12 protein-coding genes and 1 riboswitch are annotated in these 18,042 nt (G+C 35.2%); all 12 genes read left to right on the top strand.

The annotated features are described in order from the left end of the window. The first annotated feature begins 71 nt into the window (after positions 1-71). The 12 genes from DFR56_RS23325 to DFR56_RS21115 all read left to right on the top strand — a co-directional run bounded on the left by DFR56_RS23325 (position 72) and on the right by DFR56_RS21115 (position 18,032). Positions 72-176, top strand: a complete 105-nt coding sequence (locus tag DFR56_RS23325; RefSeq protein ID WP_244916607.1) for a YhfH family protein — start codon at positions 72-74, stop codon at positions 174-176. 129 nt (positions 177-305) lie between these two features. Continuing rightward, a complete protein-coding gene (aceA, locus tag DFR56_RS21170) occupies positions 306-1,580 on the top strand; it encodes an isocitrate lyase (RefSeq protein ID WP_110397454.1) in 1,275 nt (424 codons plus the stop codon). A 359-nt stretch (positions 1,581-1,939) separates the two neighbouring features. Continuing rightward, positions 1,940-3,169 (top strand): coiled-coil domain-containing protein, encoded by a 1,230-nt coding sequence (locus DFR56_RS21165; protein ID WP_244916606.1) that lies wholly within the window; start codon positions 1,940-1,942, stop codon positions 3,167-3,169. Positions 3,170-3,515: 346 nt separating this feature from the next. Continuing rightward, positions 3,516-4,646, top strand: a complete 1,131-nt coding sequence (locus DFR56_RS21160; RefSeq protein ID WP_110397453.1) for a murein hydrolase activator EnvC family protein — start codon at positions 3,516-3,518, stop codon at positions 4,644-4,646. A 148-nt stretch (positions 4,647-4,794) separates the two neighbouring features. Beyond that, positions 4,795-4,987: riboswitch (cobalamin riboswitch) on the top strand. A 417-nt stretch (positions 4,988-5,404) separates the two neighbouring features. Beyond that, complete coding sequence (locus DFR56_RS21150; RefSeq protein WP_110397451.1) at positions 5,405-8,845, top strand: InlB B-repeat-containing protein; 3,441 nt, start codon at positions 5,405-5,407, stop codon at positions 8,843-8,845. Between the two features lie 84 nt (positions 8,846-8,929). Then, positions 8,930-9,988 carry a DUF4430 domain-containing protein gene (locus DFR56_RS21145; RefSeq protein WP_211320661.1) on the top strand — a complete coding sequence of 353 codons (1,059 nt, stop codon included), beginning with the start codon at positions 8,930-8,932 and terminating at the stop codon, positions 9,986-9,988. 158 nt (positions 9,989-10,146) lie between these two features. Then, the gene (locus tag DFR56_RS21140; RefSeq protein ID WP_110397450.1) at positions 10,147-12,309 is read left to right on the top strand and encodes a DUF4430 domain-containing protein; all 2,163 of its coding nucleotides are present in this window, start codon (positions 10,147-10,149) and stop codon (positions 12,307-12,309) included. Between the two features lie 31 nt (positions 12,310-12,340). Beyond that, complete coding sequence (locus DFR56_RS21135) at positions 12,341-14,245, top strand: prenyltransferase/squalene oxidase repeat-containing protein (protein WP_110397449.1); 1,905 nt, start codon at positions 12,341-12,343, stop codon at positions 14,243-14,245. 16 nt (positions 14,246-14,261) lie between these two features. Beyond that, complete coding sequence (locus tag DFR56_RS21130; RefSeq protein WP_110397448.1) at positions 14,262-14,804, top strand: DUF4430 domain-containing protein; 543 nt, start codon at positions 14,262-14,264, stop codon at positions 14,802-14,804. Between the two features lie 12 nt (positions 14,805-14,816). Continuing rightward, the gene (locus DFR56_RS21125; protein WP_110397447.1) at positions 14,817-15,734 is read left to right on the top strand and encodes an energy-coupling factor transporter transmembrane component T; all 918 of its coding nucleotides are present in this window, start codon (positions 14,817-14,819) and stop codon (positions 15,732-15,734) included. Beyond that, positions 15,671-17,368 carry an ABC transporter ATP-binding protein gene (locus DFR56_RS21120; protein WP_110397446.1) on the top strand — a complete coding sequence of 566 codons (1,698 nt, stop codon included), beginning with the start codon at positions 15,671-15,673 and terminating at the stop codon, positions 17,366-17,368. The genes DFR56_RS21125 and DFR56_RS21120 overlap by 64 nt, the downstream gene beginning before the upstream one ends. Further along, positions 17,349-18,032 carry an ECF transporter S component gene (locus DFR56_RS21115; RefSeq protein WP_110397445.1) on the top strand — a complete coding sequence of 228 codons (684 nt, stop codon included), beginning with the start codon at positions 17,349-17,351 and terminating at the stop codon, positions 18,030-18,032. The genes DFR56_RS21120 and DFR56_RS21115 overlap by 20 nt, the downstream gene beginning before the upstream one ends. Positions 18,033-18,042: the final 10 nt, after the last annotated feature.

The raw sequence follows: 18,042 nt of genomic DNA, 5'->3' as shown, positions 1-18,042 counted from the left end.
AACCAACTATACTGTATTATAACAGATTGAATAACGATAATACTGTTATATATATGGAGGTGTTAAAAGAGATGAAAAAGCATGAGAAAGTAACATGTCCAGAATGTGGAACGAATGTATCAGTTAAAAGTTATACTTTAGAATGTGATTACTGCTTATCTAAAAAAGAAGATTAATGAAATGATTTGTTTTACTTAACCTGTATTATAACAACCGCTAATTGTTTATGATAAGTTTACTAGCTAATGAGACTAATAAACTTTTCAAATAAATTTTATGTTTTTGTAAACCAAGGAGGAAAAATCATGTATAAGGAAAGAGCAGCAGCATTACAAAACGAATGGGATACAAATCCTAGATGGAAAGGAATCAAACGCCCATATTCGGCAGAGGATGTCATTCGTCTACGTGGATCCATAGATATTGAATATACTTTAGCGAAAAAAGGATCACAAAAACTGTGGGATTTAGTTAATAATGAAGATTATGTTAATTCATTAGGTGCTTTAACAGGTAATCAGGCAGTACAACAAGTAAAAGCAGGTTTAAAAGCAATTTACTTAAGTGGGTGGCAAGTGGCAGCAGATGCAAACCAAGCTGGAGAAATGTACCCAGATCAAAGTTTATATCCTGTAAACAGTGTTCCACAAGTTGTAAGACGTATTAATAATGCTCTACAACGTGCGGACCAAGTGGAATACTCAGAAGGAGAAGTGAAAAACGATTATTTTGCTCCAATCGTAGCAGATGCTGAAGCTGGTTTTGGCGGTCATTTAAACGTATTCGAATTAATGAAATCTATGATTGAAGCAGGAGCGTCAGGCGTTCACTTTGAAGACCAACTCGCTTCAGAGAAAAAATGTGGTCATTTAGGAGGAAAGGTATTAATCCCTACACAAACTGCAGTTAAAAATCTAATTTCTGCACGTTTTGCAGCTGACGTTATGGGGGCTCCAACAATTATTATGGCAAGAACTGATGCAAATGCAGCGGACTTAATTACAAGTGATGTTGATAACTATGATGCACCATTCTTAACAGGTGAGCGTACAGTAGAAGGATTTTACCGTACAAAAGCAGGACTTGACCAAGCAATTGCACGTGGACTTGCATATGCACCATACGCTGACTTAATCTGGTGTGAAACAGCTGAACCAGACTTAGAAGAAGCTCGTCGTTTTGCAGAGGCAATTCATGAGCAATATCCTGATCAATTACTAGCATACAACTGTTCACCATCATTTAACTGGGAGAGACACTTAACGCAAGAAGAAATGGATGTATTCCAAAAAGAGATTGCAAAAATGGGTTATAAGTATCAGTTTGTAACATTAGCTGGTTTCCATACATTAAACTACAGCATGTTTGAGCTTGCAGAACAGTACAAAGATAAAGGAATGGGCGCTTACTCTAGACTAGTACAACAAAGAGAATTTGCTGCTGAAGAAGCTGGTTACACAGCTACTCGTCACCAAAGAGAAGTTGGTACAGGTTACTTTGATGAAGTAGCACAAGTTATTGCTGGAGGAGAATCTTCCACAGTAGCTTTAGCAGGATCCACAGAAGCAGAACAATTTTAATAGAGTTAAAAAAGCTATCTTAATATAGTTTGATATGCTCCCCTTAAGGTAGACAGGTTAAAAAATCTGTTTTACCTTAGGGGGGTTTTTTGCGTCTAAACAACTCGTATTTTGAATAAGGGGGCTAGAAATTTTGTAGGATGGTGTATCCATTTGAAATATTACGTCAAAAAAACTCCATTGAAACATAACTGTAACATTATTAAAACATGCTTGTCATTTTAGGATGTTATACTATTATTCGACTAAGAGATTAAGTAAATTACATAATATAAATAAAATCAATTATGACATTACGAGTTTCGAGGAAATTATACATATTACGTAATGGTCATAAAAGGGGAAGCGAGGATATAATTTTGAAAAGAACAGTACTTACAATTGGCACGATTGCCGTTGTTACATTAAGTAGTGCACTTTTCACTGACGCAGTGCATGCACAACAAACATTAGATGAGGTTAATGCGAAACAACAAGAAGTGAAGTCAAAACTATCAAAGGCAGAATCACAAATCGCAGACATTTTATATGAAATTAAAGAAGTGAATGATGAGCTTGCTCGTCTACAATCTGCCCTAGAACAAAACCAGGCACAAATAGAGAAAACAGAAAAAGAAATTGATGCATTACAGGAAGAAATTGATGCTTTAAATGAAAAGATTGAACAACGTAATGAAAAACTAAAAGAGAGACTTGCAGCTTATCAAGAAAATGGTGGAAACATCCAATTTATTGAAGTGCTTCTTGGTGCAAAAGATCCTTTTGAGTTTCTTAGCCGTGTGGATGCAGTAACAACTATTACAAATGCTGACCTTGAATTGATTGAGGATAACGAACGTGATAAAGCAACAGTTGAGGAAAAATTAGCAGAACAAGAAGAACTAGTTGCTGAATTAGAAGCACAAAAAGAAACAATCAATGACCAAAAAGAACAAGAAGAAGCGAGTAAGAAAAAGTTAAAAGAAAAAGAAGATAAATTACAAAGTCAAAAAGCCAATTTAGAATCGGAAAGCAGTGACTTAGCTGCATTAGAATCAGAAATTCGTGCGGAAATGGAAGCAGCCGCGGCTGCAGCAGCGGCTGCGGTAGCACAGTCTACTTCCGACAATGTAGCAAATGATACTGGTTCATCGAACACTAATAATGGAAATGCTACTAGCAACAATGTTTCAAATAGTGGCAACAGCTCGAATTCAAACAGTGGGAATGTTTCTGTACCAACACCTGCACCATCTGGTGGCGGTGGGGGTCCAATCAGTAAAGGCCGCTCTGTAATAGGAACTCCTTATGTTTGGGGAGGAGCACAGCCTGGTGGTTTTGACTGTTCAGGATTTATATCTTGGGCACATGGAATGGGTCGTCAAACTACAGATTCATTGAAAAACATGGGTACTAAAGTAGATGCTAGTAACATGCAACCAGGAGACTTAGTATTCTTTGACACATATAAAACGAATGGACATGTTGGTATTTATACAGGAGGCGGTAAATTCCTTGCTGCAAACAGTTCAAGAGGTGTTGAGGAAGTAAGTATGACAAGTGGATACTGGGCTGGAGTATTTAAAGGACATGTAAGAAGAGTCAATTAATTGAAAAAGATAAGCGTATCGTTAATCAAACTTAACGATACGCTTTTTACATAGTAAAGGAAACTTCCGCACTTTCTTCAAAATTTGTGCAGTGCCGTCCGAAATTTCCGCACTTTCTCCAATCTTTCTGCACTACCATCGAAAATTTCCGCACTACCAGTCAAAATTCCAGCACTCCCTAAACTTTTATTCTATTATTTTGTAATATTACTTCAAAATTTGTGAACGGAATGTAATTTAATATAAATCTTTTTGTTATGTTGAACTGATATAATTTGTATCGGACTCATTAATAATTGAATAATAGTTTTACTTTTAATATACAGATATAGAGGGAGAGAAAGTTTTGAAAAAGACACTATTTGTTATAGGAACTATTTGTTTATGTATGCTATCTAGTTTAATCATTCCCCATACGTCATTTGCTGAAAAAAACTTAGAAGATATTCAAAAAGAACGTAAAGATATAAAGGAAAACTTATCAGCAACTGAAAAAGAAGTTACTACTATTTTAACAGAGATTAAAGAAATGAATGAAGAAATAGAAGAATACAATGCGACGTTAAAAGCAAATAAAAAAGCAATAAAAGAAGTAGAAAAAGAGATAGAATCAGTAGAAGATGAAATTGACGCCTTGGAGAAAAAAATTGAAGAGCGTTTTGAAATATTAAAAGAGCGCGCCCAATCGTACCAAACAAATGGCGGCGATGTTGGTTATTTAGAAGTCATTTTAGGTGCTAAAGATTTTAATGAGTTTATTAGTCGATTAACAGCAATAACGAAAATTACAGATGCAGATGCTGAGTTAATTAAGGAACAGGAAAAAGATAAAGAAAAAGTAGAGAAAAAATTAGAAGAATTAGAAGGTTTGAAGAAAGAATTAAAGGCGATAGAGGCGAATATTGTTGAACAGAAAGAAATATCTTTACATAAAAAAGAAGCATTAGAGGAAAAACAAACGGAACTAAAAGATAAAGTAGCAAAACTTGAAATCAAAGATGAGGAACTAGCATCACTAGAAGATAAAATTCTTGGAGAAATGGCAGCACCAATTTCGGGAGGTACTTCATTTGCTGTGCAAACGGTGGATGGTGGAGGTGCACTTGGTTGGCCAACACAAGGTGGATATATTTCCAGTCACATGGGTGAGCGATGGGGAAAAATGCATAAAGGGATAGATATTGCAAGAACTGACAGAAGCACAAGCCCACCAATATTTGCAGCTGATGATGGTACGGTTGAAACTGCTGGATTCAATAATGGTGGTTATGGCAATATGGTCATCATAAATCACGGAAATGGTTTGAAAACACTTTATGCACATATGTCATCCATTAATGTTCGTTCCGGTCAAACGGTCTCAAGAGGACAACAAATTGGTGTGATGGGTGAAACAGGTGATTCACAAGGAATTCATTTACATTTTGAAGTTCATCTTAACGGGGCACTCCAAAACCCAGTAAGTTATTTAAGATAATAATGGAAAAGAGATTTGTTTATTTCACATGAACAAATCTCTTTTTTTTATATAATGCACACAATCAATGTATAAAACTTACATATATTCATAGTTTTGATTGTCATCCAATATTTTCTAGTATATACTAGATGATAGAATTGTAAAATTTAATAGATAATGTCTTGGTTTTTTTGTATTCGTATTCCATACAAAAAATGAAAAAGGAATCAGGTGAAAATCCTGAACGGTCCGGCCACTGTAAATGGAGAATGGCTCTTATATACCACTGGTAACTACTGGGAAGGGAAGAGCAATGGTAATCCATAAGTCAGGAGACTTGCCAAAACATTAATGCACGAAACGCCTTCCGGGATAAAGGTTAGCATGAAGATGGACATATTCTATAAGTGCGTGTTCAAAAAGGTCCATAAAAGGACTAAGAAGTTCAAGGCGGCTAGCTTTGAGGAACAGAGTGTATGCATTTACATACGTGAGTGCCTAAAAAAGCAAGCCAACGAAGAAATTCGATGCGACATTTTTGTTGGATTTTTTGAACATCCTTTATAAAAGAATATAAGAAGACATGATGTATGTACGTTTACATATAACTCTTACCTTTTTCTGGGGGTAGGAGTTTTTTTGCGTTACAAAAAGTAAAGAGAAAGTAGGGATGTATTAAGAACAGAATTGTACTTCATATCAACTAATGAATTATTATTCACTTTATCTTTGATCGATTAATTGGATTCAAACAAATGAAAGGAGAATCTTAACAATTGAGAAATAATAGATTCATGATCTACATACTATCCATTTTTTCTGTGCTTTTATTATTAATAGGTATCGATCCGCGCCAAACTCATGCAGTTGCTCATGACCCCAATGATCAAAATTATGATTATCAGCTACGCTTTTGGGAAGATAGGCAGCCAGATATTGGTTTCTATATAAATGCTGCTGCCAGACATACATTTGAGACCGTACCAGACCCGAATATGGGAACAATTTCAGGAGAATGGTCGGTCATGAACTTACTTCGTGGTATGTATACTGGTTATGATTATATCAACACATTGGATACCTACGAAAATAACTCGGGGAAAGAGAAGTACTTTACCGATTATATGAAACGAATTGAAGACTATGTAGTGATTAAACAAGGAAATTTAGATCGCAATAAATCAACAGAGTGGTCCCGTTTAATCCTTTCTCTTTCTGCGCTAGACTATGATATTTCGGATGTTTCAGGCTTTGACTTTATCGATAGACTATCTTCTTCCCATCGTTTTTCTCACCGCCAAGGTATCAATGGACCAATATGGGAAATTATTGCAATGAATACTGGTAGATATGAGTTTTACCCTTCTCCATCCGAGGATGCGAATACGTATGGTAAAATGATTGACTATATTTTAGATCGTGAAATTAAACAAAATGATGGCACTCTTGGTGGATGGGCTTTAGCGTCATTTGGTAACCCACAACCAGATCCTGATATTACTGGAATGGCTTTGCAAGCGCTTGCCTCATATTACGGAAACAAAGAAAAATACGAGCAGACTGGGGCAGAAACCCCATTTGAAGACTTCGAAGCAGCAGTTGAAAGAGGAATTTATATTTTATCTGTTATACAAGCTGAAAATGGTGCTTTTAAGGCATTTGGGAATGTCAATGCAGAAAGTACTGTCCAAGTAATCGTCGCTTTAACCGAATTAGGAATCGATCCACTTTTAAATAATGTCTATCTATCAAGAATTGATAAAACTGCTAGTTTTGTCACAGAAGGCGCTGTTCAAGATGGAGTATGGACGAATAACATGATAGATGCTCTATTAACATTTTGGGCAGATGGTAGCAGATCAGAGCTTGGAGTTGGAGGTTTCAAACATGTAACAACCGGATTTGATGGTGGTGGGGATTCTGGTTATGGTGTAAATGCGATGGCGACTGATCAATCCCTTTATGGTTTGATTGCATATGACCGTTTTACCAAAGGTGAGAATACTCTATATGATATGACAGATATGATGAAAGCACATGGTGGAACAACTTACACAGATATGAAGGCAAGAGAATTAAACATACACTATATTGGGCTGCAAGATAAAGAAATAAACGTAGAAACAGCTAGTCCATATGGTATTGTAGAAATTCCAGAAAATGACCCCATCACTGGAAAAGAGTTTAAAAACTGGAACTCACAAAATGATGGTAGTGGTTCATCTTATGAGGCTTTAGAGAAACTTTCTATGCCAAATCATGATATTTCATTATATGCACAATATGAAAATATTGAATATGATATTATGTTTGAGTTAAATGGCGGAACTTTTATCGGCCAGCATGTACCGAAAGAATATACAGTAGAAGATGAGGTTTTATTACCGACTTTAAAGCAGATAGAAAAAGAAGGATTCGAGTTTGATGGATGGTACGATAACCCTCAATTAAAAGGAATAGAAGTTACTGTCATATCTGAAGGAAGCACTGGAGATAAAACCTTCTACGCTAAATGGGTAGAACAGACAGAAGGCGATGAAGAAGCTATAAAAGCGGTTGAAGAAATGATTGATCAACTTCCAGGGAAAAATGAATTAGCTTTAGAAGATAAGGAAGCATTAGAAAATGCAAGAGACGCTTATCAAGCGCTCACTCCAATTGAACAAGATCAAGTAAAGAACTACAGCAAATTAATGGAGCTAGAAGAAAAATTACGACAACTAATCGAAGAAGAACAAGATCGAATTGCTTCGGAAAAAGTAACAAATTTGATTGAAGAATTGCCCACTGCGGATAATCTGACACTTAATGATAGAGAATTAGTAGAAAAAGCGCGTTTAGCATATGAAAATTTAACGAAAAATCAACAGGCGCTCGTCTTAAATTTGGATGTCCTTTTACAATTAGAAGAAGTATTACAACATTTACAGGATACTTATGATGCTGAAAGAGCGCAAGAAGTTGATGATATGATTATTGAACTACCAACTGTAGAGGACTTGGTATTAGAAGATAAAGAGAGTGTTGAAGAGGTTAGAGAAGCATTTTATCGCTTAACATTAGAGCAACAAGAGCTCGTGGAAAACAAACAGAAATTCCATGATATTGAAGATCGGATGTTTGAACTAGAGGAAATAGCAAAAGATCTTATTGAAGCGGATAAAGTGGAAAAGATGATTGCAGGTTTACCGAAAGTGGAAGATATTAACATGAACGACCAAGCAAATGTTCAACAGGTAAGAAAAGCTTTCGATAATCTAACAAAACAACAACAGGATCTTGTCTCAAACATGGAAGTGTTAGAAGTGATTGAAGCGAGAATACAAGAAATTGAAAAACGGATGAACGATCAAAAGGCAGCAAGTAACGTTGACGAAATGATTAATAATCTCCCAGATGTTCATCTAGTAACAATACAAGATAAAGAGCTTGTTGAAAGCATCATGAAAGAATATGAGAGTTTAACTGAAAGTCAGCAAAAATTAGTAGAAAATAAGGAAAAACTTGATCAACTTCGAACAAAATTAACAGAATTAGAAGAACAGATCGAAAAAGAAGACAAAAAAGCAATTGATCAAGTAGAGGAAAAAATTAATGGTCTACCTCATATCGATCACATAAAAGTACAAGATAAAAAGAAAATTGAATTAGCAAGAAAAGCGTATAACGACTTAACCGAAGACCAGAAAAACAGAATTACAAATATAGAAAAACTACATTTAGCAGAAAAGAAAATACAACAATTGGAACAAGAAGAAATAGATAAGGAAAGCGCATTAGAAGTAGAAACGAAGATAGAAGTATTACCACTCGTTACAGACATAAAGTTATCTGATAAAGATGCAGTAGAAGCTGCTAGAAAGGCCTATGATCGTTTAACAGAAAGTCAAAAACAATTCGTTACAAATATAGAGAAATTAATTGCCTTAGAAGAAAAAATAAAAGAACTCGAAAAAGAAAATGTGAAAAAACCGCAAAAGCAACAGGAAAATGATAGAACAGGCGGAGGAAAAACCTCCGAAGGGATAAAATCACCATCCGAAAAAACAAATAAAATTGCCGATAACAATGATTCTACCAACAAAAAGGCTGAAAAAGAAAAACACGAAAAATTACCAGGTACAGCTACAAACATATTTAATGTTTTCGCAATTGGTTTGATAGTAATCATCGTTGGAAGTATTATCTATTTTGTAAGCAGGAAAAGAAAGGCTTAACATGAACAGAAACTCCAAAGCAAAGGTAAATTCAGCTTTGGAGTTTCAATAAAATACTCATGTAAATGAAGGGAGTTTTCGAATTTGTTTAAATCACTCCTAAGGTTTTATTCTATTTTATTCGTTGCAATGGTTTTAGTTTCTCCATCTTCAATGATAGATGCAGCATCAAACGAAAGTGGTACCTTTAATCAGCCTTTAGAAAATGTAAAAATTACAACGAGCTTAGAAGATAACTTAATCACAAAGGCGGATAAATTAACGTTTGATGTTTGGGCTAAGGATGAGAATGATCATAAAATTAATGCTTCTGAGATGAAGGTTACAAATAACGGAACAAGTGTACCAGTTAATTGGGATGACACAGAAAAAACAAGTTATACCTTGAATTTAGAAGTTGGAGAAAATCATGTAACAATAATTATTCAAGATAGTTACATTTTGGAGTATAAAATTACTCGTGAATTTGCTGAAGATGGCGATGTTATTGGCACATATATATTTTCTTTAGAAGCCTTTACGATTGGGTTAGGGTATCTTGTTGAACCGATACAAGTTGATATTATTAAAGGAGATAATAGTGCACATGCATTAGATAAAATAGTAACAAATAGTGGGTTTAACTATGACCATACGGGAACGTTGACAAATGCTTTTTATTTGTCATATGTATTAGACGGTGAAAATCAACTATATACATCTGAACCAAGGATTCCCCAAATTTTAAAAGAGATGCTTGCTGGAAACTTTGACGAAACCAATTATTTTCCGGGTGAATTAGGAGAATTTGATTTTAACTCTTTTTCAGGATGGATGTATGCTGTAAATAATGTGTTTCCTAACGTTGGATTTGCTGATTTCTATTTAAAGGATGGGGATGTTATGCGTGTACAATATACGATTGCTTTAGGTAGCGATTTAGGTGGTGGCATGGGGCAAAACTTTTTTGAACTTGTGAATAAAGATGAACTAACTAAAAAAATAGCTGAAATTAATAGTAGTGGAAATAAGGAAGAATACTTATTAGTTGAGCCACAGAAGAAGGCATATGATGATGCGCTGGAAATATTGCAAAAAGTAAATGCACTTCAATATGAAGTTGACTTTGCACTTCAACATATCAATCTAGCTGAACAACGATAATGGAAGGAAACAATAATAGGATTCAAAAGTCGTGATCAAGTAAGACTTTTGAAAGTTTTTCGTCTTATAGTTAGCAAAAGGAAATATGCCCTATTGGTAAAAAAGAATGTTTTTTTGGCTAAGTAAAAGACACATATTAACGAAGGGGTGGTGTATTCATGATGCAGCAGACATTCCAATTTATAAAACGAATTATCTCAAAACGAACTTTGCTATATAAAGGGTTCATTGCTTTTTTAATTATCAGTTTCTTTATGACGTACATTGGGTTTGCCTTACATCATCAAGACACAGTACTTCCGGATAATCCCTTAACGGAAATAGCAGAAAATAGTTCTAAAATACCACTAATGGGTGGCGATAAAAACTTAGTCCATGCGGAAGAAATGGAAGCGGAAGAAGCAGAGAAGGAAGAGAATAACAACGAACAAGAAGAACAAACGAAAAAGGATAAACAGGACCTTACTAACAAAGAAAAACAGACTAATCAAACAGAACAAAATAAGCAGAGAAATGAAACAGAAACCGAGGTAAAAGACGAGAATAAAAAAGGTACTGCCAATAATGACGAAAATGAAACAGGAATAAACGATGGGGAAGGTTCAGGTGGAAACCATGAAACAACTTCGGATGCATCGAACAAAGAAATTACGGATGGTGAACCGGCTACTGATGAGGTAAATGAGTATTTTATTACTTCGATTGAAGATGGAGAAATTGTAACAGAACAGGAATATTCCTTTTATATCGAGCAATTAGAACACAGACTTACGGTAAAAGATATCCAAGTTTTTATCAAACAAGGCGAAGTTAATAATATTTCGTCCGATCTTAGCAGGCCTGTTTATGCTGACCTTACACTAGCTAAAGGTAAAAATGATGTTCGAGTCGGAGTTACGTATCAAGATGATACAGGGCAAATTTTTACAGTAAGTAGAAGTTATTTGATTATATTCGATGAAGAAAATATCGTCATTAAGACGAATTTAAAAGATGGTGTCACAAAAAAACAAACATTAACATTTAACGCAAGTGCCCAGTTACGTGGTGAAACAGCTCCTCTAGAAGTCATCATGAATGAAGAGAAAGTTAGTGAAGAGGAAGATAGAAAATATGTAGTAGATTTAAAAACAGGAAAAAATACGATTATTCTTGAGTCTAATTATAAAGGTTTAAAAGCAAAACAAACATATGAAATAGAGTATAAAGAGCCAAAGTTACACATCGAAACAGACTTGAAGGATCAAACGGTTGAGATTGCAAACTTCCAGTTCACTGCAAAGGCTTTTGATGATAGCGAGCAAGTAGATTTATTCGTTGTACAAGATGATGATGAACTAGTTAGTGATAAAGGAAGCTATGATACAACACTAATAGAAGGAGAAAACATCTTCACATTAACCGCTAAAAGAAATAGTGTCACATATGAAGAAGTATATGTTGTTATATATAGTCCTAAGCAACAAAGTGACCCTGGAGAAGACGAGAATGAAGAGGATAATGGTGGTACGGATGATGATGACAAGGGGGAGCAAAACAAACATGCACCAACCATTGAAGTGCATGATATCGCTGATGGAGCTACGATAAAAAGTGCTTCACACCTCTTTCATGTTAAAGCATATAATTATGCAGGCAAATCATTAACAGCTGGGAATGGAAAAGTTTCTGCAACGAATAATGGGGCTAGTCTTAAAATAAATTGGCCCGATTCTAGTCAAATTAGTTTTGACTTAGATGTGCAATCTGGCGAGAACAATATCGTTATTACCGCAACAGATAATGAAGGAAATACAGCGACAAAGCAATTAACGGTTTATGGCGATATTGTCGATGGTGTAATAGGAACCGCACAAATAAGTGTGGAAGCGACGACGATAGGTTTAGGATATATTATTGCCCCCGAACAAGTAGAAATCTATCAAGGCGAAAATGGTGCTCACGTCATCGATCGATTGTTTGATAAACATGGAATCAATTATGACTATACAGGATCACATAAACACTCCTTCTATTTAGCAGCTATTTATAAGTCCGGATTAATAACAAATCCAGTAATCCCGAATGATTTAGCGAAACTAGTCGAAAGAGATATGGAACGTTTTGACCCAGCTGATTACAACTCGGTGGATTCTTTGGGTGAATTTGATTTCACAAATGGTTCTGGTTGGATGTATAGTGTCAATGGTAATTATCCTAATGTCGGTTTTGCGGATTATAAATTTAAAGATGGTGATGTAGTCAGAATTAGGTTCACATTGGCATATGGTGCAGATATTGGTGGAGGAGCCCCAGGGACAAATTATCATAAACAATGGTAAATGAATGTAACTAAAAAAAGAGGATCATAGCATGAAAATAATGTCGAAAATAAGTAAAATTATCATTTCCCTCGTCCTAATTTTTACTATTACTTTGCTTCCGATATCCGCTGAAGAAAAGGATGTCATTCGTGAAGATATAGTAGGAAAAATAGAAGATATTATTACCTGGAAAAAATCAACCTATCGTTTAGGCATGGATGAACCGTTATTAAATCAACGTTTTTTGGAAAACGCTGGTGATACTACAGGGGATTGGTATTTGATCGGGATGGGAAGGATCGGCTATGAAGATGAGTATGATCGTTATTTAGCTGTCATCCAAGATAAAGTAGTGAAAAGATATAGAGAGAAAAATAAATTAAGTGATTCAAAAGCGACGGAATGGCACCGGATATCATTAGCTATTTTAGCTGCTGGTGGAGATCCAACAACCGTGGGAGAAAAAAATGGTACCCCCATTCATTTAATTGCAGATGGGACGTATGATAGAGGAAAAACAAGGTCATTAGGGACTCAAGGAATAAATGGCTGGATTTGGGGCTTGATTACACTTGATAGTTTACGATATATCGTACCTGAAGATGCCTATGATACTCGTAACACGATGATAGAAGAAATTCTTAAAAACCAGTTACAAGATGGTGGGTTTTCTCTAAATAGTTCACTAACAGATCCAGATATTACTGCGATGGCAATCCAAGCATTAGCACCGTACTACAATAGTGAGGAAACGTATTCGTATAAACAAAAAGCGAGAGATGAACAAGTAACAAAAGCGGTTCGAGAAGTTGTAGATGAAGCATTAGAAATATTGTCAGAAATACAGTTAGAAGATGGGGATTTTGAATCATGGGAACGCCCAAACGCTGAAAGTACGGCGCAAGTGATTGTCGCTTTAACGACATTAGGCATTGATCCATTAACAGATGAAAGATTTATTAAGAACGGAAATACATTGTTGGACGGGATCGTAAAATATCAAAGACCTGATGGTGGCTTTATCCATTCGGAAATGTATGATCCAGAAAACCCGACATCATTGCCAGAAGAATCAAATTCAATGGCTAGTGAACAAGTATTATATGCACTTGTTTCCATGTACCGATTCTATGAAGGGTACCGAACATTATACGATTTTCGTGAAGAGATGAGCCCTGAATTAACAAATAAAATTAAAACAGTCAAAGAATCAATCGAGACGATTCCCGACGTTGTAGATGAAACGGATAAAGCTCTTATTGAAAAAGTATTTCGAGCCTATTTGGATGTTCCAATCGAAGAGCGTTCTTATATTGTTAATTATCAACATTTGGCTAATGCAATGAAAGACCTTGGGATTCCAAATACATCTGAGCCATTATCAGAGAGTATGGGGATTCATTCTGGTGGAACAGGATCAACAATGTCATTAATAAATAATCAAAAAGCTAAAACGGATACATTATTTTCCGAAGAAGATATAAAAAAGGTGACAATTTTACCAGATGAAATAACGACGGAGTATTATGTCGAGGTAATCAGTCTAATAGATAAATTACAACATGCACCGAATCAAAAAGACTATGAACATTTATTAAAAGATTTACAAGTAAAAAAAGAAAAAATGGAAAAAATAGAAATGGAAATAGAGTCAATTAACAACGATATTTTGCAACATGTCTACCCATTTCAAGAAGTTAGTCTCAAAGACAAAAAGCTAGTTGAACAAATTATCGAACGTTATCATGTATTAAGTCCATATGACCAAAACAAAGTACAAAGTTATGAAGATGTTGAAAAAGCGGAAACAAAGATTCATAGTATGATTCGAGCACGAATTATGACGGTTTTGATTTGTCTTGTTGTAATGATAATGTCTGCTCTATTAATTGTCAGATATAAAAAACGTAAACAGGAAAAAAAGATACGAAAAATGATGGATGAACGTTACTAAAAGGAGCCGATAAAAATTGCGAAAAGACCTTCTTATAGTAGCTTTTATTGCACTACTAATCATTATCTTGGCATCCGGAACTAATATTCAATCGGTGGAAGAATATTACCTTACGCATATTGATGACATTAACGAGGACTCTAAAACAGTATTTATTCGTATTGATGCCAGTACGGTTTTAGAAAATTGGCAACAATTAGATCCTGCATTACGATCAGAAAAGTATGTCCCAAACGATGGAGTTATACTAGAAAATACAGAATATGTACTTAGACCGAATGATACCGTTTTTGATATTTTACAACGCACGATTCGTCATAACAAGATTCATATGGAATTTCAAGGTGCAGATGAAAATGCATATAATAGTGTCTATATTCAAGGAATCAATCATTTATATGAGTTTTCCGCTGGTCCGTTAAGTGGCTGGATGTATGCGGTCAATGGAGAATTCCCTAATTATGGAGTAAGTAAATATGAACTAGAAGATGGTGATGAGATTGAATTTTTGTACACATGTGATTTAGGTCGTGATCTTGGTCATCATTATTTAGAGTGAGGATAAGGTGCTATGAAAAGTATGGCTAATTTCCATCCATTTGTTTTATTCATGTATTATAGTGCAATCATTTGTGTAACGATGCTTATGATGCATCCGATCATATTGGCATTTTCTTTCGTTGGCTCACTAACATTGTTTGCCTTCTTAATACCGTTTAGACAGCTTATGAAAGATGTAGGATTCTATTTGTTCGTTTTTTTACTTATTGCCATAACAAATCCGATTTTTGTACATAAAGGAGAAACGATTCTCTTCTTTTTAAATGATAATCCTATCACATTTGAAGCGATCATTTATGGGATCTTTATTTCAACTATGTTGGTAGCTGTGATTTTTTGGAGTAAATCTTACAGTCTTTTCATGACATCTGATAAATTCATTTATTTATTCGGCAAAACACTTCCAAAATTATCACTTGTTCTGTCCATGGCATTACGATTTATTCCGCTATTTATACATCAAATAAGGAAAGTACATCAAACTCAGAAAACATTAGGGCTATATACGAGTACCAGTATAACGGATCGGCTAGTTAGCGGGATACGAATATTTAATAGTATGATCATGTGGTCATTAGAAAATGCGATGTTACAAGCAGATGGAATGAAAGCAAAAGGATACGGATTAAAAGGCAGAACAAATTATTCTTTATTTCGTTGGCATGTAAAAGATAGCGTTATGCTGATTTTGATCATTCTTTTATTAGGAATATTGCTCTTTTTACATGGAATGAATCATTTTACAATTAACTATTATCCTGCGCTGACAAAAATCACGCTATCATGGGAAAATAGCTGCCAGTTTTTTATCGTGCTTGTCTTCATGATGTTACCGACACTTATGGAAATAAAGGAGAATCTCCATTGGAAATATTTAAAATTGAAAATGTCTCATTCATCTATCCAGAACAGCATGAACCAGTTTTAAAATCGATTGATCTTTCTATTCATGAAGGGGAGTTTATCGTTATTTTTGGTGAATCCGGTTCTGGAAAAACGACATTATTAAACATGTTAAAAAGGGAACTGACTCCACATGGGGAGAAAATTGGATCCATTTACTATAAAGAAAAAAATATCGAGGAACTTGATGACCGTACTGCTGCAAGTGAGATTGGTTATGTGATGCAAAATCCAGAAAATCAAATTATCACTGATAAAGTATGGCATGAACTAGCATTTGGGTTAGAGAATCTAGGGATTCCAACAGAAGTTATTCGGAGACAAGTTGGTGAGATTGCTAATTACTTCGGAATACATACTTGGTTTCAAAAAAAAACAACCGACTTATCAGGTGGGCAAAAACAGTTATTAAACCTTGCTTCTATTATGGTCATGCAACCGAACGTACTGCTTTTAGATGAACCAACTTCACAACTCGATCCAATTGCTGCAACGAATTTTATTCATACACTAGAAAAATTAAACAGGGATTTGGGCTTAACAATCATTCTAGTAGAACACCGATTAGAAGAAGTTTTATCACTGGCTGATCGGGTTGTCCTATTGGAAAAAGGAAAAATGTTATGTGTAACCCATCCACGAAAAGTAGGGGAATGTTTAAAGGAATTAGATGAACAACATCCGATGTTAGCAGCTTTACCAACAGCAACGAAAGTATTTCACTCTTTGAATGGAAAAGGGGACAGCCCATTAACAGTTCGAGAAGGAAAAAGGTTTTTGAGTGAATTGATTTCCCATAAAGTCGCTCTCGCTGTCAAGAAAGAGGTAGTTCTAAATCAAACAAACCCTGTTATAGAACTTAAAAATACGTGGTTTCGCTATGAACGAGATTTACCTGACGTTTTAGCAGGTGTGGATGTGAAAATATATCAAGGAGAAATCGTCACTATTTTAGGAGGAAATGGTTCAGGAAAAACAACGCTATTACAAGTATTGTCTGGTCAAAATCGACCATATCGTGGGAAAGTGTGGATTAGTGGAAAAAAAATTCAGCAGTATAAAGGAAAAGAATTGTACCGGCATCATTTAGCCGTACTACCACAAGATCCGAGAACTGTTTTTATCAAGGATACAGTACGTGAGGATTATAAGGAAATATCCAAAGTACTGCAATATTCTGAGGAGCGTATGGAACAATTAATAGAGGAGATTGCTCGTGATTTGGCCATAACAAAAATATTACATAAACACCCATACGATATAAGCGGAGGGGAACAGCAAAAGGTCGCCCTTGGAAAAATTCTACTTTTACAGCCTAAAATTTTATTGTTAGATGAACCAACCAAAGGGATTGATGCATTCTCTAAAAAGATGTTATTACAGATTTTAAAAGATCTAAAAGATAAAGGGTTAACGATCATAATCGTGACACATGATATTGAATTTGCAGCACATGTCTCCGATCGAGTAGGTCTATTTTTTGATCGTAATCTGTTATCGATCGATACACCAACCGCATTTTTTTCAGCGAATAATTATTATACGACCGTGGCAAGTCGAATGTCACGTCATATTTTTGACAATACGATTACTGTTGATGAAATTATTCAAGTATGTCAAAGTGCTCGGGAGATTGTACATGAAAAAGCAATGGATTAGTTATATCGTCTTACTACTTTTCATTCCACTAACCATTTGGGTTGGTGTATCTTTTTTTGATGATCGAGGTTATGTATTTATTTCCTTTGTCATTGTGCTTTTCACTTTAGTACCTTTTTTTCTTACCTTTGAACATCGAGAAACGAATGTTCGATTATTGGTTGTTCTAGCTGCTATGATTGCACTGTCTGTCGTTGGCCGTTTTATATTTGCCGCATTACCAGGCTTTAAACCAGTTACAGCGATCGTTATTTTGACAGCTCTTTACTTTGGACCAGAAGCTGGTTTTTTAGTAGGTGCTTTAACTGCGATTATATCTAATATGTATTTTGGACAAGGACCTTGGACACCATTTCAGATGTTTGCTTGGGGAATTGTTGGATTATTAGCAGGATTACCAGATATTCGCACGATGTTACTTAAAAATAAATTTGTACTAATCCTTTTTGGCTTATTAGCGGGCGTATTTTTCTCCTTATTGATGGACATTTGGACAGTATTATCTATCGATGGCGTATTTAACATGAAACGGTATGTCGCTGCGGTTAGTTTGTCTATACCTTTTATGCTGACCTATGCCGTTTCGAATGTTGTATTTTTACTACTAACGATAAAGCCAATAGGGGATAAATTAGAGCGAGTAAAATCAAAATATGGATTGTAATGATGAGGAG

Origin of the sequence: Pseudogracilibacillus auburnensis (genome assembly GCF_003201975.1) — a bacterium.
Lineage (GTDB): Bacteria > Bacillota > Bacilli > Bacillales > Amphibacillaceae > Pseudogracilibacillus > Pseudogracilibacillus auburnensis.
Note: the sequence above shows the minus strand (reverse complement) of the source record. Positions and strands in the feature narration are given on the sequence as shown.

Coding starts and splice junctions, on each gene's coding strand:
- DFR56_RS21135 (WP_110397449.1), top strand. CDS start 12,341: ATGAAAATAATGTCGAAAATAAGTAAAATTATCATTTCCCTCGTCCTA.
- DFR56_RS23325 (WP_244916607.1), top strand. CDS start 72: ATGAAAAAGCATGAGAAAGTAACATGTCCAGAATGTGGAACGAATGTA.
- DFR56_RS21115 (WP_110397445.1), top strand. CDS start 17,349: ATGAAAAAGCAATGGATTAGTTATATCGTCTTACTACTTTTCATTCCA.
- DFR56_RS21125 (WP_110397447.1), top strand. CDS start 14,817: ATGAAAAGTATGGCTAATTTCCATCCATTTGTTTTATTCATGTATTAT.
- aceA (WP_110397454.1), top strand. CDS start 306: ATGTATAAGGAAAGAGCAGCAGCATTACAAAACGAATGGGATACAAAT.
- DFR56_RS21140 (WP_110397450.1), top strand. CDS start 10,147: ATGATGCAGCAGACATTCCAATTTATAAAACGAATTATCTCAAAACGA.